A 24,913-nucleotide genomic window follows, 5' to 3' on the forward strand; every position below is an offset into this window, starting at 1 on the left:
ATGGCTTTCCAGCCAAGCCATAAGTGCGAGTTACGAGATCGATGAACGTATTCCGCGCCGTAGAGTATTGAGTACGCCGGCGTCCCTATCCACACAGAGCACTTTTGGTAAACCCATACTATAATACAGCCTCGCTTCATCTCATTATGCTTAGTCCGTCAAAAAAGGACGTTATAACCTACTCCAAATCTGAAATTCACTTCCACGCCAAAAATTTTTGATTCAGAGGCTATAATTATAATTACAGCTCTAAAGAATCATGAATTCCTAAATACTCGCAACATGGAGAATAAGATGAAAGGGGTCATTTTTAACGTTCTTGAAGAAATGGTAGAAGAGAATTGTGGTATGGCGGTATGGAACGACATACTAAATCAAGAACTGCCTGAAGGTGGAATCTATACAGCTGGCGAAAGTTACCCTGACGAACAACTCTTCAACCTTGTCAACGCAGTATGTGCACGCACTAAGCTACCGATGGAAAAAGTTGTTGGCAACTTTGGCGAATTTCTCTTTACGCAACTGGCAGCCCGGCATCCCGTTTTTCTGGAAAGCCCGGCAGACTTAAAAAGTTTTCTTAAAAGCATAGATTCCGTCATACACGTTGAAGTGAGAAAACTTTACGACAACCCAAACCTTCCCTCATTTAAGTACAGTGAGCCTGATCCAGACTTACTGATTATGCAGTATCGATCACCTCGTAAGCTTTGCATACTGGCAGAAGGCTTAATCAGAGGTGCTGCTGCACATTATGGACAAAGCGTTGAAATCAGCCACCCTATTTGCATACACAGAGGTGCTGATTGGTGTGATCTCCATATAAGGTTCCTCCCATGAGCGACAACGTAAACCCCTATAAGCAAGCACATACTCGCGAGAAAGCAGCTCGACTAAAAGCTGAGCAGTTGCTGGAAGACAAATCTCGTAAGCTGTTCCAACAAAAAATAAAGCTTGAGGAAAGTTACATTAAATTGCGTCAGCAAGAATCAGCGATGCTTCAAAATGAACAGCTTGCGACGCTTGGTACACTATCAGCCGGCATTGCCCATGAAATTAACAACCCACTCGCTTTCGTGCTGAGTAACATGGAGAGCCTGAATAATTACACAAAGTCCTTCCAGAAATTATTGTTACTAACACAAGAATTGATCCAAACAGAGGGCATTAAAGAAACCGAAAAGAGCCTGCTCACTGACCTAATAGAACAAGAAGATCTCGCCTTCATAAATGAAGATGTCGACGAATTACTTAAAGATACCAGTGATGGGCTACATAGGGTTCGAAAGATTATTAACAATCTGCGCAGTTTTTCACCCACTCAAAATACCGATAAAGTCGAAACAAATTTGCTCAAAGGTCTTAAAAGCACATTGAAACTACTCGACAGCGAGCTGAAAGGCAGCGTCGACCTACAGCTATCTTTGCTACCGCTGCCAAACACTCTCTGCAATCCAAATGAATTGAATCAAGTATTTTTAAATTTAATACTTAATGCTAAACAAGCAACAGAAGACACGAAAGAAGCTACGATTAAGATTAGTAGTCACTACCAAAATGACACTATTTTCATTCGTATTCAGGATAACGGTTGCGGGATGACCGATGAAGTTAAAAAGCAGATATTTATACCCTTTTTCACAACAAAGCCTATGGATAAAGGTACTGGAATGGGTATGGCTATAGCCTATGGAATCATAGCAAACCATCAGGGAAAAATAATCATAGAGAGCATAGAAGGCTCAGGGGCAACCTTTGAAATTCAATTACCTGTGATCCAAACAAAGCTATAGAGCATGAAACAACTAAGCCTTTATTAAAAGACAGTTAGTAACCTTCCGCCAACGATCCGCTGAAAGGAACCACATCAAATGCCTACTATATTAATTACCGGCGCAAACCGAGGTATTGGCCTTGCCTTGACGCGATCATACTTACAGGATGGCTGGCGTGTTTTTGCGGCCAGCCGCAAGCCTGGTGAGTCCTTAGTTAAAGAGGCCGAAGAGGTGACTCTGGACTTAAGCAACCCGGAATCAATCAAAGCACTAAAGTCACAACTGGCCGGTATCCCCATCGATATTGTCTGGAATAACGCAGGAGTTTACCTGGATAAAAATCAGAATCTCGAACAGCTCGACAACCGCGACTGGCTACGCTCATTCGAAATCAACTGTATCGCTCCTATCCGTATTGCAGAAGCCTTAGCGGAAAACGTGCGCATGTCGGAGCGAAAAGTAATTGCTTTCACCACCAGCAAGATGGCCTCACTCACCGTAAACGGAGCAGGAGCCTACGCCTACCGCTCATCAAAAACGGCTCTTAATATGGCAGTGCGCTGCTTCGCACAAGACAAAAAATCTCAGGAAATCAGCTGCCTTCTCCTGCACCCAGGTCATGTAAAAACAGATATGGGGGGCCCGGAAGGAGATATCGACATAGCAACCAGCGTGACAGGCATGCGAAAAGTAGTGGACCAGTTTAACCCCACCTGCCAAGCGGATATGGATAGAGGCTACTTTAATTACGACGGTAGCAGAATCCCCTGGTAACACGGGCCAACTTTCCGGTAACGGCTAAAGGCCGTCTTATGCTTCCGTGATTAATCTGCGGCCAACAATAATTCGTGACCCACGACTTCCTTGATCAGGTGATAAGGGATTTTATATTTAGTCCCTTTATATTTGATAACGGCGTAGTCGTAACTCATTTGCAGAATCGTACAGTTAATATGTTTTTCGCCATCAGAAACACAGACGATATTAGATTTATGAAGAATAACAGCCATTGTAGTACCTATATAAGAGCATAAGAGCATAAGAGCATAAGAGCGTTGTTAATGTGATTTTTAGCATCGAGAAATTAATAGGATCTAAGGCGAAAGCATCTTTGCGATTCAGATAGGTATGGCCATAAATAAAGCGACATTTACCCGCGCCAATCTGAAGTCTACCGGCCACAACAGGCTCACTCTCACCGGGAAGGTCGACAAAAAAATAAGCTTCAGTAATGGCTGGAGTTAGCATAGAGAACCCTATTAAAAATCGTTATTCAGTTCTTTCTTGAGCCTGACACGGACAATATTGGAGGCCGAATGATCAAACGCAAGGATATCATCATCAGGAAGGCATGTGTTTTTAATACCGTCTACTGCACCGTAGAGAGCGATTAACAACATATAGTTGCCCATAGAAACGCCTGAATCACCAGATTCAATCTTCTGAATCGTAGTGCGAGATAAACCGATGCGCTCACGCAAATCAGATTGCCGCCAACCCCGGCGTTTTCTGGCCGTCGCAAGATGCTCACCTAATGAGGTAAGGGCACATTCAGCTTCAAAAGGAAGTTTCTTATTCATGACCATAATAATAGTCTTTAAGTCATATAAAGCCTAGAATAAACAACAAACGTGTTGCTCTTGGAAGCTGAATTCGCGTTCTAATCAGCTAACACCACCTTTAACATGTCGTATTGATGCAATAAGTAGTCGATTAGATACCACGAAAAAAGCCCTGGCCCATTATAAGATAATTCAAAGTTTTACAGGCACTCACTGAATTATTACCCAGGACACCCGATGAACCCACTCACTGCTCATACTGAAATAGCCTCGTTTACGCCCTACCCTATTCACCATCACCCTGTCCGAATCCAATTAGGTCAAGAGTCGCTGACGGTTGTATGGGACCATGGCCACCAGAGTGAATATCACTATTTATGGTTGCGCGATAACTGTCACTGCGCTGAATGCGTTTCAAGCTTAACGAGAGAGCAAGTGTTTGAAATTTGTGATGTGCCTCTTACTATCAAACCACTTAATGCTTATATTTCTGATGATCATAGAATCATTATTGAATGGGATTACGCTCAACATACCAGCCAATTTCATCCTGGCTGGTTACTCAGTCATTGTTATAGCGACGTGGCGCTACAAGAAAAAAAGTGGCTGCCTGAAATCTGGGATAAAGCACGTATTAGCGATGAGTTACCGAGTACCTGCTGTGATTCAATTATGCAAAATGACGCACAGCTTCTCACCTGGTTACGTGAACTAAGGGACTATGGTCTGGCGCTTGTCACGAACGTTGACACTAGTCCGAACAGCCTAATCAAGGTTGCCAACCGCATCTCATTCATTCGTGAAACTAACTTTGGCACCATTTTCAATGTTGAGGCGAAGGCCGATGCCAACAGTACTGCTTATACGGATTTACGTTTACCCTTACATACGGATCTGCCCACACGTGAATTACAGCCTGGATTACAGTTTCTGCATTGTTTAGTGAATGATGCAACGGGAGGGGAATCTATTCTTGTCGATGGTTTTAAAATTGCTGACTATATGCGAGAAAACCACCCACAAGAGTTCCATAGTTTAAGCACTATACCCATGTCTTTTTACAACAAGGACAAAAACTCGGATTATCGCTGCCGAGGCACCGCCATTGTCACAGACAGTAATGCTGAAGTAGTAGAAGTTCGCCTGGCCAACTTTCTGCGCGGGCCTATTGATGTCCCTTCACACCAGACAATGGCGCTTTACACCGCCTATCGATGTTTTATTCAACTCACGCGCGAAGCAAAATTTCAGTTCTTTCATCGACTCAATGCGGGTGATTTGATTGTTTTTGATAATCGTCGTGTATTGCATGCACGTAACGCCTTCGACCTGAAAACGGGGATGCGACATTTACAAGGTTGTTACATCGACCGGGATGAACTGCTATCCCGCATCCGCGTACTGGAAAGAAACACCATAATTGATCAATAAGATTGACGCATTAGATTGATAAATGAGCACGCGATTTAGCATCCGGCTACCCGATCGCCGGATGCCACTTTAATGGATCAATGCGCGATATTGGCTTGCTGTGGTACCGTAAAACTCCCGATAACGTCGGCTAAAATGCGCAGTTGAACTAAAGCCGCTCGCTAATGCTATTTCAGCAATACTCAATCCTGAATCCGACAACAAGTAGCGGGCATGCTCTATACGTATCTGTAAATAATAAACTGAAGGGGAGCATTTCAAGTGCTGCAAAAAGAGGCGTTCTAATTGTCTTATTGAAATAGATAAGGCGTTCGCTAAGTCAGATGCCGTCAGGGGATTTTCAATATTAGCGCCCATTAATTCGAGGGCTCTCAAGATTTTTGGGTGATGTATATTTAATCGTTTTGACCAACCCATTCTTTGATTATCTGAGCGACTCCTTGTCCCACTTTTAATCAGTTGTTCACACACCAGGATAGCCAAATCAGCTTGATAATAATCTTCTATAAGATACAAGACCATATCAGTTGCGGCGGTGCCACCCGCGCAGGTTATTCGCTTCCTATCAATCTCGAATAACTCACTACTCACATTGAGGTGAGGGTAGCGCTCTTGAAAGGCGGGTTTCGCCTCCCAATGGAGTGTCATATCATAACCTTCCAATAATTTTGCCTTGGCTAATAAATAACAGCCAGTGTCTAAAGCACCAATCATACATCCTTGTTTATGTAAGGCGCGCAGCCACTTAATACAGGTTTCACTGATATATTTTTCAGGATTAAAACTAGCATTGACGAACAAATTACGGGGACTAATACCCATTGTAATATTAAGCGATTGCTGTAACGCCATACCATTACTGGCGAGTACAGCCTCTCCATTTTCGCTAAAACATTGCCAACGAAAAAGTACCTTGCCCGCTAAACGGTTGGCGATACGCAAAGGCTCAATAGCAGAGAGCAAGGACACCATGGCATATTCAGGCAAGAGCAAAAAAGATAAGGTAAACACTCCATCATCATCTGCTATTAACGCGCCAGCCTTGGTTTTTACTAATGAATCAGCGTGCATTCCCTTTCCTTAAAAAAATACGACATACTCAAATTTTTCTACCCCAGTAAACAGGGATTTTGAAACACTCAGCATAATAGTCAATGAATACCAAGGCCATCAGTGCAGGCATCTCTGACCGCCTCACCGTTATCGGTGCGAAAACTACCTGTAGCTTTAATTATCTTTTGTCCATGGGCGGTATCAAAGGTCCAGTGCTCTAATCCCATCAGGCGAACACAAGGATGATTCACCAGATCGCTACGGACACCAAACCGACCCTGACACATTCTACGGGGCGTGGGCTAACGCAGCCAACCCCCTCTTAGCAATTTACGCGGATGCAAACCAGATACTTACAACAACCCGGCTCACATTCCTCAATTGCTCAAAATCTTGAGAGCGTTTGCTGAACACTCACGAAAAACCGTATAGATACGAAGATGGTTGCCTCTCTGAACCGAATCAATGATAACCTTCCCTCTATTATCCTAACAGCACCCAAAATCGAGGTGTAAGTCCTATGACCATCTACTTTATTCAGGCTGTCATCTACCTCTTAGCTGCTGTTATAGCGGTGCCTATCGCTAAAAAGTATGGTTTGGGTTCGGTCCTCGGCTATCTGATTGCCGGCGTAGTCATAGGCCCGATTGCCGGCTTAGTGGGTGATGAAACGCTCACTATTCAGCATTTTGCTGAGTTCGGTGTGGTGATGATGCTGTTTCTGGTAGGTTTGGAACTGGAACCCAAAGCGCTGTGGCAGATGCGCACTCGCCTACTCGGCCTAGGAGGATTGCAGGTCGTTGGATCTACCTTGCTGATCATGTCGGTGCCCTATGCGTTAGGCCTGCCCTGGACGGTATCCCTGGCCATAGGGCTGATCTTCTCCCTGTCGTCTACCGCTATCGTACTACAAACATTTCATGAGAAAGGGCTGGCTAAAACGGATGGGGCGAAAGGGGCCTTCTCTATTCTGCTATTTCAGGATATTGCGGTTATCCCCATGCTGGCTTTTATCCCTATGCTGGCTCTGCCTGAACTGCTGAATGCCGGCTCCCCGAGCGAAGACAACAGCTCCTTTAATATAGTGGCTGACCTACCGGGGTGGGCCTATACGCTTGTCGTTGCCGCCAGCATCTCAGCAATCATCTTCGGTGGACACTTCCTTAGCCGACCGCTTTTCAAGTTTATCGCGGCCACCGGCTTGCGGGAGATATTTGTTGCTTGCGCTCTGCTGCTCATCATAGGTATCGCCGCCTTGATGAGCCTGATCGGATTATCACCCGCTCTAGGTACCTTTCTGGCGGGGGTCGTGTTGGCTAACAGCGAGTTCCGCCATGAATTAGAGTCCAATATCGAGCCCTTTAAAGGACTACTGCTCGGTCTGTTTTTTATTACGGTGGGGGCCGGTGTCAATTTTGCGGTGCTAACCGATCAGTTCCTCCTGATTGTCGGTGTTACCCTAGGTGTGATTCTGGCTAAAGCCTTGGTCATTTTTCTCCTGGCAAGCCTCTTCAGATTCAAGGGTAGTAACCGCTGGCTGGTAACGTTAAGCCTGGCACAGGCAGGTGAGTTTGGCTTTGTACTGCTGGGTTTCAGTGTCCAGCAAAGCGTTCTCAGCCCGGCTATCGCGGGGGTACTTCAACTGGTCGTGGCACTTTCAATGTTTCTGACGCCGGTACTCTTTATTCTTTTCGATAAGGTAATACTGCCCAGATTTGAGAAGGACTCCAATGACAGAGAAGCGGATACCATCACCGAACAAGGCCAGGTGATCATCGCCGGGGCTGGCAGGTTTGGTCAGATAATCAACCGCTTGCTTGTTGCTAATGGTATTAAAACCACCGTACTTGACCATCAGGCAACCCAGATAGAGAACATGCGCTCTATCGGGATTAAAGCCTATTTTGGTGATGCTAGTCGACCCGACCTGTTAAGCACAGCAGGTATTGAAAATGCATCCCTGTTTATTATTGCAATCGACAACAGGGAGGAAACTGTTGAACTAGCCCGTTATATCAAACAGACCTACCCGACTGTAAAAATTCTGGCCAGGGCTTATGACAGAGGCCACTTGTACCAACTCAGACACGAAGGCGTTGATTACATTGAGCCGGAAACCTACCACTCAGCGCTTGAGGTAGGCTCTCAGGCGCTGGTTGATCTGGGCTTTCATCCCTTTGACGTGAAGCAGAAGAAAAACACCTTCAAAAAGATAGAGCTGGAGGCTTCTGACAGCCTGTTCGATGAATGGAATTCCGGCAGCAAAGGAGAGCGTTATAGTACCGATTATAAAAGGCTGTTTATGGAATATCAGCAAAAAATCACCGATAACATGTCAGGCGACAGGACAGATAATGATGAGAGCAGTGAACGCTCCCTGACGCCCCCGCCGAATGAATATAACAAAGAGGCGGAATAAGCCCCATCCTTAAAAAACACTTTTTTATAAATAGCCTGCCAAAAAGCACAGGCTATTTAAATCGCTCACTACAGAGCCAGTCTTACCCGAACCTGCTCGATGGCGCCCATCACTTCTGCTGAAGTCGCCTCATCTAATGCATCTGGGTGAGGTACAGCAAACTGACCGGCGTCGTTATCAAAATACTTTCCAGAGGCCGTGGAAAATTCATCCGACAGCGCTACCCGCTGGATACGCTCCAGGTGGTGCTTCATCGTTGCAACCGACCCCTGATCGTAGGTTTCCAGTGGTACCACTACCCCAAGACTAAGACGGCCTGAATGAAATACTGAACGGTCTCCTCTATTAATTGGTTGAAAACCAGTAGCATCTGGTTGATTACACATTCATGACCCCGCTCACCGCTTAATTGAATAGCTCAATTGAATAGCGTGAACATTAGCATTCAAGTAATTACTTGATAATCGGTTATAAAAACGAATTAGTTTTTAGAAATAATTGATAATCAACGAGTCTCAGCACTCCCCTGCTATAACAGCGAATAATGAGCGGTGATGTGAGTCATTATGACTCCTTACGTCAGTGATTTTCGAGTGCTACCCGCCGTAAACTACGAGATTATATGATCCCAGGACAAGCTCAATGAACCTTTATTTACGTATGTTTTATCTGCTGATCGCTTCAGTTTTCAAATCAAGACTACCGATTGAGTCACCCAAAAACGCCTTATTTCTTAGGGTTTTACCGAACGATATAGACATAAACAGACATATGAATAACGGCCGCTACCTTACTATCTGCGACCTTTCCCGGGTTGATATGTTCATCCGCACCGGCCTGGCTAAAACGATGATCAGCGAAAAATGGATGCCCGTAATTTCTGAACATACGATGACCTATAAACGACCGCTAAATTTGTTTCAGAAATATGAGGTTAAAATGGAAATTACAGGCTGGGATGATAAAGCCTTTCATATGAGCCACACATTTATATCAGGTGACCGCGTGCTGGCGCAGGGATACTCTAAAGGCTGTGTACTCAGTAAGCAGGGTGTTATACCACCAACACAAGTGATACAAAAAGTAAGAGAGAGAATAGAACAACAAACTGCTTAGCCATTCAAGCTAAGTCCCCGCTGAGTATGAGAAACGCCTGCATATCAAGATGGGATAAACAGGCGTGTAAAAACACCGCGAACTGTTCTCAGGCCCGATCGTCATGACCTTCGATCTGTTAGTGATATTGCTGCTTGAAAGAATAAATGATTGAAAAGGCTTAGCTTAGTAAAAGTGTCGACTCTCACTTGGCTTTAAATAGAAGAGCCCAACACATCGACTATTTCACTCAATGTGAGAACGAGCTATTGTCCGTCGCGCTCTTTCCGCATCGAGTAATGCGCGTTTGCGCTCTAAACCCCAGCGGTATCCACCGAGGCTGCCGTCTCCCCTTAAGATACGATGACAAGGAATCAGCACGCCAATACGATTTCTAGCACACGCTGATGCCACGGCACGAGCCGCTTTTGGTTTGTCTATTTGTGCGGCCAACTCTGCATAGCTGAGTACATCACCTTCCCGGATGCTCAATAAAAATTGCCAGACTTTTACCTGAAAAGCCGTACCTCGCATATCCAGTGGCAAATCAGGCCGGGGAGCCCCTTTGCTGATATGCTGATCCAGTGCTTCCATCCAGGCATCAAGTTCAGGCGCTTTCTGCGCAGGTGAGACGCTCAACCCGGCATTAGGAAATTCCTCTTTTAGCTGAGCGAACAGTGACGCTTCATCATCCCCAAACTGTACGAAACAAACCCCTTTATCCGTAGCGGCCATCGTCATGAAACCCAGTGCTGTGTGACGGCAAGCGTAAGTAATAATCTCACCAGCGCCTCCCGCGCGGTATGCTTTAGGTGTCATGCCTATATTGCGGGATGCCTCACCGTAAACGCGGCTAATAGAGCCAAACCCCGATGAAAAAATTGCATCGGTTATCCCGTCCCCTTCTTTCAAAGATTGCTTGAAGTGCCGCATTCGAACAGCATCTTGATAAGCTTTAGGTGAAATGCCAAATGCTTCTTTAAATATTCTTTGTAGCCGGGAAGGCGACAGCTTTATCTTATTTGCCAAGCTTAAAAGTGTGATTCGTTCATCAGCATGCTCTTCAATATAGCGGGCGATCTCGACCAAACGTTCAACTCGTGATTCAGTGGATTGGCAGCGCTTACAGGGTCTGAAGCCCGCCAGCATAGCGGCTTTAATATTTGAAAAAAACCTCAGATTTTCGGGTTTGGCAGGTCGAGCAGAACAAGATGGCTGGCAAAAAATACCCGTCGTGATGACACCATAAAAAAAATGTCCGTCAAAGGATAGGTCCCTTGCCGTTATTGCTTCTCGCATTTCCTGTTCAGATGGCATCGACATAACATTACCTACACTTAGACATTGATAATAGTAGCTATCTAAGCGTATTTCTATTCTCGCTTCCATCCGTTTCTTGCTGAATATGATTGAAATTAAGATAAAAAATTAGTGCGCAAGAATCGGATGGTTTGTAGTTTCGCATCTTGCTAATCTAGCTTCCCACTATAGTAACGCGAGAGAAATACTCACGATGACATCATCTATAAACACTTCAATGAACGCTCGTGTGTGGGCAATGCTTATTACGCTATCCGTGCTATGGGGAGGATCATTTTTCTTTGTGGGTGTTGCCGTTACAGATCTGCCGCCATTGACCATTGTTACTCTTAGAGTAGGCATTGCGGCTATCGCGTTGTGGAGTATTGCTTTAGTTATTGGACTGCGTCCGCCAAAGAGTATGGGCGTTTGGACTGCTTTTTTAGGAATGGGGTTGCTAAATAATGTCATTCCATTTGTTCTTATCGTGTGGGGGCAAACACAAATTGCATCGGGGCTCGCATCGATTCTTAACGCTGCGACACCTATATTCACCGTTGTCGTTGCGGGATTACTGCTACCTGACGAACGTGCTACTCCATTAAAACTGGCGGGTGTGGCCGTTGGTTTTATCGGCGTCGTGATGATGATCGGATTGCCCGCTAGCAGTGGTGGTAGCAGTTTAGTTGCGCAACTAGCCATCATTGCAGCGGCTATGTCTTATGCATTTGCAGGCGTATATGGCCGCCGATTTAAAGCAATGGCGATAAACCCCATTATCACAGCGGCGGGTCAAGTTACGGCATCGGCTCTCGTGTTGGCCCCCATCGCCCTAATGGTCGACGGGCCACTGGATATTGCAGGGCCCAGCGTGGGGACATGGGCAGCCATTTTCGGGCTGGCTATTCTCTCCACCGCTATCGCCTATGTTCTCTATTTCAAAATATTGGCGTCGGCAGGTGTAACCAACTTATTACTGGTCACATTACTGGTGCCTATCTCGGCGATATTGCTCGGTGCACTGTTTTTCAATGAGTCCCTGGAGATTGTCCATTTTGTGGGAATGGCGCTAATTGCGTTGGGTTTGTCCGCTATTGACGGACGAATTTGGCGACGCTTAAAATCTGCGAGCGCTTAAGTTTTTATGTACTCATAGAAATAGCTCTGGTGATAAGGAAACAAGAAGCACAGGTAATTGCCTTGGCACTAGGGCAAAGGCACGCCGATTTCGATCAGATCAGACGAATTAATATTAATCCCGATAGGAAATGATGGACCAACCGTTCTGGCATACATGTTAGGTAACTGTTTCACTTCTGTCAGCAGCAGACCTGCTACCGAACCAACGACAATCAGATATCATGGGGCTTTCAGATGGCCTGCTGTCACTTGTTCGCACCTTTTCCTACGCTTAACCCTACCGGGCGGCGGGACGGCGCAGCGCAATACCGCGTCCGGCCAGTGCGGGGAATGGCAGGTTCGTATGAGCTTGCTGAATTTCGTCTACCTGAGCCTGAGTCCGGGGCAAGAACGGCGCCGCCCGGTGAGATGCCATATCCATATGCAATAACAGGGATTCCATCGCGGCGAGTTCCACGCCTGTATCACCCTGGCGCATTGTGAAGAATACCCGTAGCTTCTTGCTGTCACTTTCCAGCAACTGGACGTCAATTTGCAGTGGCTCTCCCTCACTGACTTCCTTAAGGTAGTGCACCATACTCTGTAACGTGTAGATAGAGACCTGCTGCTCTGTCCGGAATGTTTCATCCAGGCCGATGCGCATCATGAATTCATCTATCGCCTTGCTAAAAACGACGACATAGCAGGCATCGTTCATATGCCCGTTGTAATCGATCCAGTCGGCACTGACCGTCCCTGTAAACACCCGCATTTTTGTTGTCATTATCTAGCTCTCACTCATTACATAACGAAATTTACACGCTCAGCCTGTAGGCTAAGTCCGACAGGCTGAGCGTCCGCTTTATATAATTCTAATCAGCGAACGGACCAAACATTTGACAATAGTCGCCTATTAACTGTTAAATATCGACAAAAGATACGTTTTAAAATCACGAAAGGTATGCGTAATGTTTGGAGATCGTCCGCTAAAATATCCCCAGAAAATCTCTTTTTTACTCGTACCCGGTTTCTCATTATTCGGCCTGACATCAATGCTCGACCCCCTTCGACATGCCAACCTGGCCAGCGAATACGAAGCACTTTACCAATGGGAGCTGATATCCGAATACGGTGGCCTGATTCGCAGTAGTGACACTATCGAAATCATGAGCAATGCCAGCCTGCGTGAGGTCGATCAATGCGCTACCTTGATTATCTGTGCCGGCTATAGCCCCCACGAACAAATCACCCCGGCGCTCATTAGTTTTATTCGCAAACAGGCAAGCCATGGCACCGATATTGGCTGTCAGGACACCGCTACTTACATTGCAGCTGCCGCCGGCATATTGGATGGCTACCGTGCAACAATTCATTGGGAAAACCTGCAAAGCACAGCAGAAACCTATCCAAATGTGCAGCTGGTACAGGAACTGTTGGTCATAGATCGCAAACGATTTTCCTGCCCTGGTGCGCTTTCCGGCCTGGATATGATGCTTCACTTAATTACCACTCAACATGGGAGAGGTCTTGCCACCGAAGTCGCCGATGAATTAGTTTATACCCACAAACGCGAGCATGCTGATCCACAACGTATATCCCTTCAACAGCGCCTCGAATGCCGCAATACAAATCTTGTCAACGCGGTTCACCTGATGGAACGAAATATAGAGGAGCCGCTTCGTATCCCTGAACTTGCTGAGCACGTGGGGATTTCAGACCGAGAACTGGAGCGTCTGTTTCAGCACTATCTGCAGAAAACCCCGAGTGCTTTTTATCGTAAAATACGCCTGGATCAGGCGCGCTGGATGCTGCAACAATCCACCGACAGTGTCACCAGCATTTCGGTAGCCTGTGGTTTTGCCTCACTGTCCCACTTTACACGTTGTTATCAACGACGCTTTAACAAAAAGCCAAGCAAGGAACGCTAACGAGTGTTTTTCTACCAATATATTCGTAAAAAATCAAAAAACCATCGCATATAGTAAAAAGACTCCGTTTTATACCTGTAGATTAGTTATTAATTAACCGTCAGGGAGCAGCCTAACTGTCATCCCGACAAGTAATTTAGCTAAACAACAGGAATCCGAAACGCTATGAATCAAGATGTAATAATCACCTGCGCCCTTAACGGTGCTGCTGATACGGCCCACCGCAGCCCGCATGTTCCGGTAACGCCGGAAGAGATCGCGAACGCGGCGATTGAAGCCTGGAATGCAGGTGCCGCTATTGCCCATATTCATGTTCGCGAGCCGGATACAAAACAAGGTTCACGCCGGGTAGAGCTCTACGCCGAAGTGTGCGAGCGTTTACGGGCTTCAGATTGCGACATCATCATCAACCTGACTGCCGGCATGGGCGGTGATCTGTATATCGGTCCAGACGAAAACCCAACCGCTTTTGCTAAAGAAACTGATCTGGTCGGCGCTACGGAACGCCTGATTCATATCGAAGCACTTAAACCGGAGATCTGCACGCTGGATTGCGGTTCAGTCAACTTCGGTGACAGCAATCTGGTGTACGTCTCCACCCCGGAAATGCTGCGTCAGGGAGCCGCCCGCATCAAGGAACTGGGCGTCACTGTTGAGTTAGAAATATTTGACACTGGCAACCTCTGGTTTGCCCTGCAGATGATGAAAGAAGGCTTACTGGATGATAATGCCATGTTCCAGCTCTGTCAGGGTATTCCATGGGGCACACCACCCGAATTCAGCCTGTTAAAAGGCATGGTCGATATGCTGCCAGACAATACTAACTGGACTGCCTTTGCATTAGGTCGAAATCAGCTGCCTTGGGTCGCTCAATCGGCACTCCTGGGTGGCCATGCGCGCGTCGGACTGGAAGACAATCTCTATCTGGGCAAAGGCCAAATGGCGACCAACGGCCAACTGGTCGAGCGAGCCGTCAACATCATTGAAAACATGGGGGGGCGCATCATGACCCCAACGCAAGCCCGTGAAAAACTATGCCTGCGCGGCACCCAGTAAGAACAGAGGACAGATCATGACCCGACCCAATCCAAATGAAGTAACGAAAGCCGGCGTACTCGGTACCGGTGTAATCGGTGGTGCCTGGGCGCTGCATTTTCTCCGCATGGGCATGGATGTTGTTGCCTATGATCCTGGCCCTAACGCCAGAGAAAAACTCTTAGAGATGGTTGACAATATCTGGCCGACCATTGAAAAACTGGGCCTGCGGGAAGGCGCCAGCAAGCAACGCCTGCGCTTTGCAGATAGCCTCGAAGAAATGGTCAACAGCGTTGAGGTCATCCAGGAAAGTACGCCGGAAAACCTTGAATCGAAACGCGCCTTGTTTGCTGAACTGGACCGTATTACGCCGCCGGAAGTCGTTATTATTTCCAGCACCTCTGGCTTTGCCATGTCTGACATGGCCGTGAACCTGGAACATCAGGCAGACCGATTCGTCGTTGGTCATCCCTTCAACCCTCCTTATCTGGTGCCTTTCTGCGAGGTGTGCGGCGGCGATCGCACCAGCCAGGACGTCGTCGACTGGACGGCTGCATTTTACGAAGCAACCGAGAAAAAAGTAGCCAAGATGGACAAGGAGTTACCTGGCTTTATCGGTAATCGCCTCCAGGAAGCGCTGTGGCGTGAGGCCCTGCATATGGTGGCTAACAATGAGTGCTCGGTTGAAGATATAGACAAAGCGATCGCTTACGGCCCTGGGCTGCGCTGGGCCATTATGGGCCACTGCCTGACCTTTCACCTGGGAGGCGGACAGGGAGGGATGGCGCACCTGCTGGATCATTTCGAAGACTCTCTTGAAGAGCCATGGACCCGCCTGAAGGCTCCCAAGCTAACGCAACAACTCAAGGATGATATGGTAGCAGGCTGCCTGACTCAGGCTAACGGTGCATCTATTAATGATCTGATTCAGGAACGCGATGACTGTCTGATCCTGATCATGCAGGTTCTGGATGATTACCGTAAAGAAAAAGGGATCAACCGCTGATACCCGATCCCGCCCTGTTTTATACACAGGGTGGGATTTTGACAAATCTCGAATCAAAAAAAATAACCTGGAGAACGAGAACATGTCGTCAAATCAACAACGGCCTGATGAAGAATCCAGTACCAGTGTTTTCAAAGCAGAAATGCTAGCCAAAACCGGACTGTTTAAAGATATGCATAAAGGCATGACCATTACCTCTGCGGTATTGGTGATGGCCTTTGTGTTGTTTACTAGTTTTAATAATGAATTGGCAAGCGCTGTTTTCGGCGCAACACGTAGCTGGATCGAACTCACCTTCGGTTGGTATTACATGGTGACCATCGTTTTTCTGATCGCCGTATGCGTCTATATTGTATTCAGTCGTCATGGCAGCCTACGTTTAGGTGATGATGACAGCCGACCGGATTTCAGTAACTTTGCCTGGTTTTCCATGCTGTTTTCAGCAGGGATCGGTATTGGCATTTTATTTTTTGGTGTCGCTGAACCTATTTTTTATTTAGATAACAGTGGTGGCTTTGGGTATCCCAATAACCCTTATGCTGACATGGCAGGTGCAACAGCGCTGGGTCATGAGCGCGCTGTCGATGCATTACGCGTGACTTTTTTCCATTGGGGATTACATGGCTGGGCAGTCTATGTGATTGTCGGCATGTCACTGGCTTATTTTGCTTACCGTAAAAAATTACCTCTGGCACTGCGTTCCGCGTTATACCCTTTCATTGGTGATCGCATCTACGGCCCTATTGGTCACACGGTCGACATCCTGGGTGTACTAGGCTGTGTCTTCGGCGTAGCCACGTCGCTCGGTCTGGGTGTTAGTCAAATGTCCGTGGGACTAGAACGCCTTGTCGGGATTGATTCAGGCATAACCACACAAATAGTGCTGATCGTATTGATTTCAATTATATCAATCATGTCCGCATTATCTGGCGTTAATCGCGGCATAAAGATTATTTCTCAATGGAATATTATCATCTCACTCGCTGTTATTGCCTTCTTTCTGTTTGCAGGCCCAACCACATGGTTATTAAGCATATTCGGTGAAGCATTGGCTGACTATGCAGCTAACTTTGTTCAGATGGGACTTTGGTTCCCTGAAGATGAAGGCCCTGCTAAATGGCAGAACGGCTGGACGGTGTTCTATTGGGGTTGGTGGATAGCCTGGGCTCCCTTTATCGGCCTGTTCATTGCCCGTATCTCTCGTGGACGCACCTTACGCGAATTTGTGATCGGTGTTTTATTAGTGCCCACCATCATTATTTTCATCTGGTTAGGCATTTTCGGTGGTACCGCGCTTTATCAGGAATTACACGCGGCAGGGGGTGTCGGCACGGCCGGAATCATCGATGAAGTGATGGCGTGGAACCTTCCTGCGGCATTGTTTGCCAGTGCTGATGGCATTGCAGGCACGGGAGCTTTAGGTTGGATATTGTCGGCATTGATGGTCTTCCTATTGATGAGCTGGTTTGTCACATCTTCGGACTCAAGCACCTTAGTCTTGACCACTATCTTATCGTTTGGTAATGAAGAACCACCGAAAACGTTCCGGGTATTCTGGGGTGTTATGATCGGCTTTGTCGCTGCCGCGTTATTGATAACCGGGGGGCTAAGTGCATTGCAAACCGCTAACATGGCAGCCGCATTACCACTCAGTATCGTGATTATAATCATGACCTTAGGGGTCTTGAAATCCTTAATCCAGGATTCGCGCGCGGTTACTGAAATCGATATGACGGAAAAAGAGTTTGTACCAGAGAACTAAGTAATTGTGAACCATTCGCGCGGGTGCGCTTCGCACCCGCGCTTTTGTCAGACTTCAATCGGCCTGACTAACAAAGCATCACCACTCTAAAAAGGCTAGTAACCCGTTAACTCAAGAAAACCCCGTCCTTGATGCGTCCCCTTAATACCCACCATTCCCTCATAATAAGACACCAAAGCAGGATTCCATTGCTCCTTTTTGAGAGCTTCTACTTCAATATAAATACCGGCAGAAGGTATCTGAACCTGCCACGCCAATGGCAACTCTTTTGCATTTACGGTCTTATATTGTATCGGCGTTAGGCTGATGTCTGCGGGTGATAATGTGCGTAATTGTCCATTGGGGCTAATCAGGGAACCGGTAACGTAATCGTTCTGGCCTTTTAAGCGCATCCTAAATGCCATTAATTTACTGCCATCATTTAAATGTAGAGACATCCAATCCCATCCCAAAGTTTGTGTATCCAGCAGTTGCGATGTCCATTCCTGGTCGAACCATGCCTCGCCTGTTATCTTAACGTCGCGTTTACCGGAAATACTTTTGTCATCATCAAAGATGAGCTTGCCGCTTACCTCTATAAATGGATTGCTATAGTAATGCGACGCATGTTGGCGATTACCCGATTTTATGCTGTAGCCATTCTCACCATGAAACACATAAGGGCCACTTTGTTTAAGTAATAAATTAACTGAAATAACAGGCGATTCGTCATTTTTAGTCGACATTTGCAATGCGTTAATCGGTTCATTAATAGGCACGTCGAAGCTAAGCTGAGCAGGTAAAAGATTTTTTCCAGCCTGGTTGTTTTGCCACTTCCAACCATCAATAAAAAGTGAAAAGGGTGAGGCTATTACACCGGCATTACCGACACCACCCCGCGCAAATTTTTCACCAAACCAATGGTTTTTCATGGAATGCACAGAAGCATGTGCCATATATACCTGGTTATTATGCCAGCTAGATTCGGGTTTATCATCTTGCGTTTTCGCTGCTGGACTTCTAAACCGAAACAACGTCCATTGCAAGCCGTAATTATTGCCTTGCTGGTCATGTAGATTAGCCGTTAAGTACCACCACTCAATATCAAAGCGGGTATGTTCAGCATGATCCAGCGGTAGTGTAATGATGTAATCAGGGTCTGCTTTTTGACCAGGCTCTAGTGCTGAATCTGCGTTATATAAACCTCTTCCAAATAATCCAGTCGCTGGACTGTCGCCGTTAATAACCGGATCAAATGGTGGCTTAAAGAACAACCATCCAAGCATCGAAAATACGCTTGCTAAGATGAAAAGTTTACCTAATTTAGCCATCGAATATCCTCAATCAAAGGTTTTTTACTGGCGCGCAAGAGAGGAATGGTAATCACCGTAATAACGACCACTAAACTTACCCCATAAATTTGTAAAATTTTGAGCAGGTCTATTTGTAGAGGGTAAGTCCATTGGAACGCTTGGTAATTGATTTCAAAAATCAACACCCAACTTAACAAGATCCCAAATGGCGTGGAAAAAATCAGGGCAACTAAGCACAATAGCAGGTACTGAAGCAGAGCGAGTAGTTGTGTTTTTAAGGAAGAAACACCGAGGCTTCTAATCAACATATTTTGCGGTCGCACATCGTCCATTAATACAATAATCGCGCAAGCCAGCGATAACGCCGCTACCAATAAGGTAACAATATTGAGTCCATCGGTTATCAAAAAAGTATTATCGAAGGCTTGCATCGACCTGGCAAGTAACTGGTCTGTTTTAATCAAAACATCATTGTGATTAATACCAACGGTTTCTAGTACGGTTTTAAATCGCTCTATTTGTTTTTCGTTTGCTTCGATAGCGTACATAGAACTTTTTGAAACGGCAGAAGAAAAGGCGCTAATCGGAAGTAATGCCTGTTTATCAGGACTACCGAAATCATAAATAATCCCCAGTATTTCATATTCGGTTGGCTGTTGCGTTGTGGGATGGGGCAATTGTATTTTGTCACCCAAGGCTAGCCCGAAATAAAACGCCAATTGTTGATTAATAAAGATGGCTTTGTTTGCAGCAAATGCCTGCCATGCTTTTGTTTCGTTCCCCACTTGATAGAAAACCATGGCCTGTTTTAATTTTTCCGTTGTAGGGTAACTGAACTGCTGAATTTTTTGTCCTTGATAACTGACTGTGTTTTCAAAGCGCTGATAAATTTCAATATCAGCGGCAGCTGCCACTTGCGATATATCTTTATCACCTTGGTAATATAAATAATAGTCTGATGCAAGGCGCGAATCTAACCATGAAACCGTTGCGCCTCTGAAACTATCGACCATTAAGTTCATGCCAATATTACTGGTCGCTGCAATAAAAAAAGCACAACAGGCAATTTTAGTTTTTCCTGACAATACAATGCTTTGCTGGGTACTAACTTGAAGTAAAGGAAACTTGTCAGGAATAACATAAGACAAGGCTTTCAAAGCGACAGGATAGTTAGCTAACAAGACCGCGCAGCCTGACAAAATGACGCAGGCTGTGGCCATTAACAATAACCATAATTGTGTACTGTATAAAAGTAGTAATATTGCGCAAGCGGCAAGGATGAAAGCGGCTAACCAAAACGGGGAAAACCGAGTCAGTATATTGAGCTTAACTGTCATCGGTTGAGCTGCTGCTTTGCTGTTATTGTTATTATTGGCGAGTGATTTATCGACCTGCTTAAATGGGATGAAAACGGCACCTATACTACCGATTAAGCTAATACCGAAGACTTGCAAAAACAAGCTCAGCAAAGAAATTCGTCCAAAGCCAACCTGCACCTGATACAAACCCTCTAAGGTAGCCTGCACGCTGGGTGACACAATATTTGACAAATAGAGACCTAATACAATCCCAAGTATGACAGACAACAATGTTAGTAAAGTAATCTCAATCAGTTGCACTAAAAATATTGTGCTGCGGGGGATGCCCAACTGACGACAAATTTTTAGCCAGCCCATGCGTGAATTAATAAGTAGATTGACGGCGTTCAATACAATAAAAAGGCACACAACAAACATCAATAATGCCATGGCTAGCAAGTTCAAATGAAAGCTTTTGGTGAGTTCACCTTGTTCATTTGCACTTGATAATTGCTGTAACCTCAAGTGGCTAGGCAATTTACTTTCCAGATCAGCTTTTAACTTTTCAAAATGCGCATCGTCAGGGTCTTGTATCCACAGTAAGCCCGTTAATGTGGAGGCAGGAAATAACCGGATAAACAGGCCGATATCCATAATAATATCGTTCCCTAACGACGCTTCTTCAATGGGAGCCAGCGTCGGTAGCGTTATATATTCCTTAGGTGACTTATCATTTAGCGTTGGTTTTTCGATGCGCAGTTGGAATGGTGAGAAGTCTTTGGTAAGCGACGCTAATAGATGTGGATGCAATAGACCAACAGGCTGAGAAAATGATAAGCCCGTTAAATTGGCGCGAGTCTTGCTGCTCGTCGAACCTTGGCGAGGCATATTTTCTAAGCCGCTGTTTGCAATGAGCGCAAAGGTATCGATACCCGTAAAATCTACGGCTCTTTTCGATATTTTAAGATAGGTCTGTTCAGTACTACCTCGTGGCGAATTAACCGCGTAGATATGCTCGCGCTTCCTGGCCACTGCAATCAGATTGCTCAACCCTAATTGTCGTAACCGAGCATAATCCTGTTTAGTCAGGGGTTTATTGAGGTTGGCGGCAACCACGTGATAACTTACATTAGGCACTAACAATGTGCTGTCGGAGGAATAGCTTTGTTTAGCACTATCATTAATGATGAGTACCGACGACAAACCGCTCGCGGCAATCACTAAAGAAGCCAGCAGCATGAATAAGCCAAATTTACTGTTTTTATAGCTACGTAACAATAGACCTGAGAATAATCCAAATTGCCGAAAAAAAGGAAAACGTTGGATATGTGACTTATGCATTGCGATGCGTATTATCTTGAAAAACACCGCCTGAGCCGTTCGATTGCGCTATTGAATTCTGGGTTTCTACTAATTGGCCATCTTCCAATACAAATTGACGTTGGGTGAGCTGCGCTACCTTGTGGCTATGGGTCACCATGAGTAAGCTTGTATTATGGGTTCGACACGTTTCGACTAACAGTCGGCTCACAATGTCTGAATTTTTACTATCCAGATTCCCCGTAGGCTCGTCGGCTAATAGCATTTTGGGTTTATGCGACAGCGCTCTTGCAATGGCTACACGTTGCTGCTCTCCGCCTGATAATTGATGCGGAAATTTATGCTGATGACGCGTAATATCAAGCACTTGCATTAAGTGTTGAATATAGGGGGCGTCTACTTGTTTATTTATTCTAGCGGGCAAATACACATTATCGGCCACTGAAATACAATCTATCAGGTTGAATTTCTGAAAGATTAAACCAATATGTTGCTGCCGGTATAAATCGGCTTCTGACTCAGAAAACTGAGCAATATCACACCAATCACTGTCTGTTTTGTGTAGCAATAACTGCCCTGCATCAGGTTTATCAAGCGCCGCAATCAGATGCAGTAAGGTGGATTTTCCTGAACCAGAAGCACCTTGAATACTTAAGCTTTCACCCTGCTCTATTTTAAGCGTGAGATCGCATAAAATGAATCGGGTTTCATCTGCATCTATATAAGATTTACTGAGTGTGTTGATTTGTAACATGCGGATAGTCTAAAGGTTATGGAAACTGTTGTGAAAGTATAGCCGGAACCATCACTTTTGACGTAATCTTTCATCGCAAATGAAAAGCACGTTTATTATGGCCACCAGCGTTAGATGCATTACCTATGGATGACAGTCTCAAAAAGCAGCTGAGAAAACACGGGTAAAGCCTTCAGGAAGAGTTCCGGGTCAAATAATGCCAGCTCAATACTAGTGATCAAACCGATAGCCTATTCCATGTACTGTACTGATAATTCGGGGCATTTTTGGGTTCAGTTCAATCGCCTTACGCAGTTTAGATATATGCTGATCCAAGGTACGGCTGTTGGCAAAATAGTCCCGCCCCCAGCAATGGTTGAATAATGCATCGCGATCGACCACCTTACCCCGCTGCTCAAACAGTAATCGCAGTATTTTCAAATCCCTTAAACTTAGCTCAATGACCTGATTATCCCGCAGCGCACGTAGTTCTGATGGCCTGATTTGGAGGTCATCCATAACAAAGCAGTCATTTTCAATGGTACCCGTAACCGGACGCAAAGTTCTGCGTGCTACCGCCCGAATCCGGGCGATAATTTCGCGGCTGCCAAAAGGCTTTTTAATATAATCATCGGCCCCCAGCTCAAGCCCAATGACCTGATCGATCTCTTCTGATTTTGCAGTAATAAAGATCACCGGCAGTCGCTCATTATGTTGCCGAATGCGACGACACACCGAATAACCGTCCTGCTTGGGCATCATGATATCCAACAACACCAGATCAGGCTCATGTTGCATATACAATTCCCAGGCCTGATCACCATCCGCTGCTTCTATACACTCATAGCCTTCAGACTCAAGCAAGGTCGCCAGCCCCTGGCGAATATGCAAATCGTCTTCAGCAATTAACAGTTTCATAACGATTTCCGTCTAATCATCTGGTTTTTCAGCCTTCATTGGTGGTACGGCCGTCATTGCAGGTACCGTAAGGGGCGTAGCCAAACTCAGTAAAAAGCTGGCTCCCGATATAACGTCAGTCGGGGAGAGTTGCTCTACCATCAAATCACCCTGATGAGCCCTCGCCAGATCACGCGCCAGCCCCAGCCCAATACCTGTACCGCTAACGCCCTCTGTCAGCTTATCACTGCCACGATAAAATGGTTCGAACAACTTTTCAGATTCATCCACCGACACCCCCGGGCCAAAATCGCTAACCCGAATATAACTATATAAACGACCTGAACTGTCTTCTTGCCAGCTACTGATATCAACAAACTGTCCATCCGCTGCGTACTTTTCACAGTTGCTCAGCAGGTTATTTAAAATTTGTTCCACTATTTCACTGTCAAAATGGCATAAATGGCTAGCCTTACCGGTAAAACGTATCTGTAATTTCCGCGTGCTTAAAACCGGCGTAAAGAGCTCTACAACTTGAGCTATACAGGTATCAACGACACCTTGCTGATACCTGATTCTGACGTGCCCACGTTTTAAGCGCGAGAAGCTCAGCACATTTTCAATCAGACGCGACAATCGCCCCGCCTCACTTCCAATGATGCCAAGATAACGCTGTGCAACGACGTCATCCTCTGGCAGCTCCTGCTCAAGCATTTCAGTATATAAACGTACATTGGTCAGTGGTGTTTTCAGTTCATGAGTGACCTGATTGACAAAATTCACCCGCTGTTCTGCCACCCTCATCTCCCGATTATGTTCACGGTATAAGAGATAAGCCAGAGTAGACAAACCTACAGCCAGTAATAGTAGTAATGCGAACAACCCCAGCCAGCCCGTTATCACTGCCGGCATGTCAGCGGCATAATAAGCAAGATGCCAGCTAGCCAAAGGATGACTCAAAGGCAATGTCTGCAACGGTTTCTTGCCAGCCTCTGCCACCTGCCCCCCCTCTCCACTCCCCCAGCTATAGGCAAGCTCTCCCCTATCATTGATCAGTCGGATTTCACTGTCAGTTTCTTGCTCATCTTTCTGTTCAGCTTTCTGTTCAGTACTCACATCCGAACCCGCAACAACGCTGGACGGCAATAGGTTAATCAAATCAGACAAAAGACGGGATGAATTCAGGGCAAAGCCGACAGTGTTACCCTCACTATCCTGTAACCAGAAGATCTGTTGCAAACCCGCTTCAGCATACCAGGCGATCCAACCATGCGGCCTTTCTGCGGCGCGCTCTTGTGCTGATGCAGATAACGCAGGAGCTGAAATATCAGCGCTGTATCTGGCTTTTTGAGACACCGAATTGTTCAACCTGGCACTCTGTATCTCATCATTACTCGTGCCCGAATAACCCTGACTAGCAACGCCCTGAGGAGGAGTAGAAGCAGTCGGGTCCAGAACAGGTAGAGTAAAACGCTCGGGCGCGCTCAACAGATTACGGGTTAGCGCTACAAAGTCTTGCTCTTGCAGATTTAACGGCTGATCTTGTGGGGGAAAAAGTCTGTCTCCGCTCTCAGATAATACAAAAATTTGCTTTACCGCGGCCGACTGGCCAATGAAACGGCGCACGCTATCAACGCTATAGCGCCCCTCCGTTTCCTGCTGCAATGCGTCTGCCCGAAGAATAAAACGCTGTTGCAGCAGGAAAAAATGTTCTTGAAACTGCTGATCAATACTCTGTAATCGACTTGTTACCAGATTACTTAATTGATGGGCTGCAACCTGTTGTTGGTCCAGCTGAAAACGAACGCCAAACCAAGCCAGCAACAATAGTGGCAGTGCAATAATGACAGCGAGGATAAGCGGCGTTCGTCTTTTCACAGGTTTATTCCGAT

23 protein-coding genes are annotated in these 24,913 nt (G+C 46.0%); 11 read left to right on the top strand and 12 right to left on the bottom strand.

Features of this window, described 5'->3' with window-relative positions:
- Positions 1–294: 294 nt before the first annotated feature.
- From Nant_RS05260 to Nant_RS05270, 3 genes are all read left to right on the top strand, one after another.
- Positions 295–837: a heme NO-binding domain-containing protein gene (locus Nant_RS05260; RefSeq protein ID WP_054340591.1), complete on the top strand. Its 543-nt coding sequence runs from the start codon at positions 295–297 to the stop codon at positions 835–837.
- Positions 834–1,790, top strand: a complete 957-nt coding sequence (locus Nant_RS05265; protein ID WP_054340592.1) for a sensor histidine kinase — start codon at positions 834–836, stop codon at positions 1,788–1,790. Before Nant_RS05260 ends, Nant_RS05265 begins: the two co-directional genes overlap by 4 nt.
- Positions 1,791–1,868: 78 nt before the next feature.
- Positions 1,869–2,546: an SDR family oxidoreductase gene (locus tag Nant_RS05270; protein WP_054340593.1), complete on the top strand. Its 678-nt coding sequence runs from the start codon at positions 1,869–1,871 to the stop codon at positions 2,544–2,546.
- A 50-nt stretch (positions 2,547–2,596) separates the two neighbouring features.
- Here the strand turns inward: Nant_RS05270 and Nant_RS05275 are convergent, their stop codons facing one another.
- Positions 2,597–2,782, bottom strand: a complete 186-nt coding sequence (locus Nant_RS05275) for a hypothetical protein (RefSeq protein ID WP_054340594.1) — start codon at positions 2,780–2,782, stop codon at positions 2,597–2,599.
- A gap of 249 nt (positions 2,783–3,031) precedes the next feature.
- A complete protein-coding gene (locus tag Nant_RS05285) occupies positions 3,032–3,358 on the bottom strand; it encodes a helix-turn-helix domain-containing protein (protein ID WP_054340596.1) in 327 nt (108 codons plus the stop codon).
- 213 nt (positions 3,359–3,571) lie between these two features.
- Between Nant_RS05285 and Nant_RS05290 the strand changes: the two genes are divergently transcribed.
- Positions 3,572–4,765, top strand: coding sequence for a TauD/TfdA family dioxygenase (locus Nant_RS05290; protein WP_054340597.1), 1,194 nt, complete (start codon positions 3,572–3,574; stop codon positions 4,763–4,765).
- Positions 4,766–4,834: 69 nt separating this feature from the next.
- On the opposite strand, the gene Nant_RS05295 is transcribed toward Nant_RS05290, so the two are convergent.
- Together Nant_RS05295 and Nant_RS05300 are read right to left on the bottom strand one after the other, a co-directional pair.
- Positions 4,835–5,836 (bottom strand): GlxA family transcriptional regulator, encoded by a 1,002-nt coding sequence (locus Nant_RS05295; RefSeq protein ID WP_054340598.1) that lies wholly within the window; start codon positions 5,834–5,836, stop codon positions 4,835–4,837.
- 80 nt (positions 5,837–5,916) lie between these two features.
- Positions 5,917–6,069 carry a type 2 periplasmic-binding domain-containing protein gene (locus tag Nant_RS05300; RefSeq protein ID WP_179078925.1) on the bottom strand — a complete coding sequence of 51 codons (153 nt, stop codon included), beginning with the start codon at positions 6,067–6,069 and terminating at the stop codon, positions 5,917–5,919.
- A gap of 269 nt (positions 6,070–6,338) precedes the next feature.
- Between Nant_RS05300 and Nant_RS05305 the strand changes: the two genes are divergently transcribed.
- Positions 6,339–8,237 (top strand): monovalent cation:proton antiporter-2 (CPA2) family protein, encoded by a 1,899-nt coding sequence (locus tag Nant_RS05305; RefSeq protein ID WP_054340600.1) that lies wholly within the window; start codon positions 6,339–6,341, stop codon positions 8,235–8,237.
- Between the two features lie 68 nt (positions 8,238–8,305).
- Here Nant_RS05305 and Nant_RS21515 read toward each other — a convergent pair whose 3' ends face one another.
- A complete protein-coding gene (locus Nant_RS21515) occupies positions 8,306–8,623 on the bottom strand; it encodes a hypothetical protein (protein WP_054340601.1) in 318 nt (105 codons plus the stop codon).
- A 256-nt stretch (positions 8,624–8,879) separates the two neighbouring features.
- On the opposite strand from Nant_RS21515, the gene Nant_RS05315 reads away from it, so the two are divergent.
- Positions 8,880–9,353, top strand: a complete 474-nt coding sequence (locus Nant_RS05315; protein ID WP_054340602.1) for a thioesterase family protein — start codon at positions 8,880–8,882, stop codon at positions 9,351–9,353.
- Between the two features lie 225 nt (positions 9,354–9,578).
- Here the strand turns inward: Nant_RS05315 and ada are convergent, their stop codons facing one another.
- Positions 9,579–10,655 (bottom strand): bifunctional DNA-binding transcriptional regulator/O6-methylguanine-DNA methyltransferase Ada, encoded by a 1,077-nt coding sequence (gene ada, locus Nant_RS05320; protein WP_054340603.1) that lies wholly within the window; start codon positions 10,653–10,655, stop codon positions 9,579–9,581.
- A 190-nt stretch (positions 10,656–10,845) separates the two neighbouring features.
- Between ada and Nant_RS05325 the strand changes: the two genes are divergently transcribed.
- Positions 10,846–11,769, top strand: coding sequence for a DMT family transporter (locus Nant_RS05325; RefSeq protein ID WP_054340604.1), 924 nt, complete (start codon positions 10,846–10,848; stop codon positions 11,767–11,769).
- A gap of 279 nt (positions 11,770–12,048) precedes the next feature.
- Here Nant_RS05325 and Nant_RS05330 read toward each other — a convergent pair whose 3' ends face one another.
- On the bottom strand, positions 12,049–12,534 hold the full coding sequence (locus Nant_RS05330; protein WP_054340605.1) for a thioesterase family protein: 486 nt from the start codon (positions 12,532–12,534) through the stop codon (positions 12,049–12,051).
- A gap of 184 nt (positions 12,535–12,718) precedes the next feature.
- Here Nant_RS05330 and Nant_RS05335 point away from each other — a divergent pair, with 184 nt between their 5' ends.
- From Nant_RS05335 to Nant_RS05350, 4 genes are all read left to right on the top strand, one after another.
- A complete protein-coding gene (locus tag Nant_RS05335) occupies positions 12,719–13,678 on the top strand; it encodes a GlxA family transcriptional regulator (protein ID WP_054340606.1) in 960 nt (319 codons plus the stop codon).
- 165 nt (positions 13,679–13,843) lie between these two features.
- Positions 13,844–14,734 (top strand): beta-keto acid cleavage family enzyme, encoded by an 891-nt coding sequence (locus Nant_RS05340; protein WP_054340607.1) that lies wholly within the window; start codon positions 13,844–13,846, stop codon positions 14,732–14,734.
- A gap of 16 nt (positions 14,735–14,750) precedes the next feature.
- Positions 14,751–15,719 (top strand): 3-hydroxyacyl-CoA dehydrogenase NAD-binding domain-containing protein, encoded by a 969-nt coding sequence (locus Nant_RS05345; RefSeq protein ID WP_054340608.1) that lies wholly within the window; start codon positions 14,751–14,753, stop codon positions 15,717–15,719.
- An 82-nt stretch (positions 15,720–15,801) separates the two neighbouring features.
- On the top strand, positions 15,802–17,481 hold the full coding sequence (locus Nant_RS05350; protein ID WP_054340609.1) for a BCCT family transporter: 1,680 nt from the start codon (positions 15,802–15,804) through the stop codon (positions 17,479–17,481).
- A gap of 95 nt (positions 17,482–17,576) precedes the next feature.
- On the opposite strand, the gene Nant_RS05355 is transcribed toward Nant_RS05350, so the two are convergent.
- From Nant_RS05355 to Nant_RS05375, 5 genes are all read right to left on the bottom strand, one after another.
- A complete protein-coding gene (locus Nant_RS05355; protein ID WP_054340610.1) occupies positions 17,577–18,791 on the bottom strand; it encodes a lipocalin-like domain-containing protein in 1,215 nt (404 codons plus the stop codon).
- Entirely contained in the window at positions 18,779–21,412 is a 2,634-nt protein-coding gene (locus Nant_RS05360) for an ABC transporter permease (protein WP_238377072.1), read from the bottom strand. Before Nant_RS05360 ends, Nant_RS05355 begins: the two co-directional genes overlap by 13 nt.
- On the bottom strand, positions 21,405–22,145 hold the full coding sequence (locus tag Nant_RS05365) for an ABC transporter ATP-binding protein (protein ID WP_076495990.1): 741 nt from the start codon (positions 22,143–22,145) through the stop codon (positions 21,405–21,407). Before Nant_RS05365 ends, Nant_RS05360 begins: the two co-directional genes overlap by 8 nt.
- A 210-nt stretch (positions 22,146–22,355) precedes the next feature.
- Positions 22,356–23,042, bottom strand: a complete 687-nt coding sequence (locus tag Nant_RS05370) for a response regulator transcription factor (RefSeq protein WP_054340611.1) — start codon at positions 23,040–23,042, stop codon at positions 22,356–22,358.
- Positions 23,043–23,054: 12 nt separating this feature from the next.
- Positions 23,055–24,899: a sensor histidine kinase gene (locus Nant_RS05375; protein WP_054340612.1), complete on the bottom strand. Its 1,845-nt coding sequence runs from the start codon at positions 24,897–24,899 to the stop codon at positions 23,055–23,057.
- Positions 24,900–24,913 lie beyond the last annotated feature (14 nt).

Source organism: Neptunomonas antarctica (genome assembly GCF_001305295.1).
In the GTDB taxonomy this organism is placed as follows: Bacteria; Pseudomonadota; Gammaproteobacteria; order Pseudomonadales; family Balneatricaceae; genus Neptunomonas; species Neptunomonas antarctica.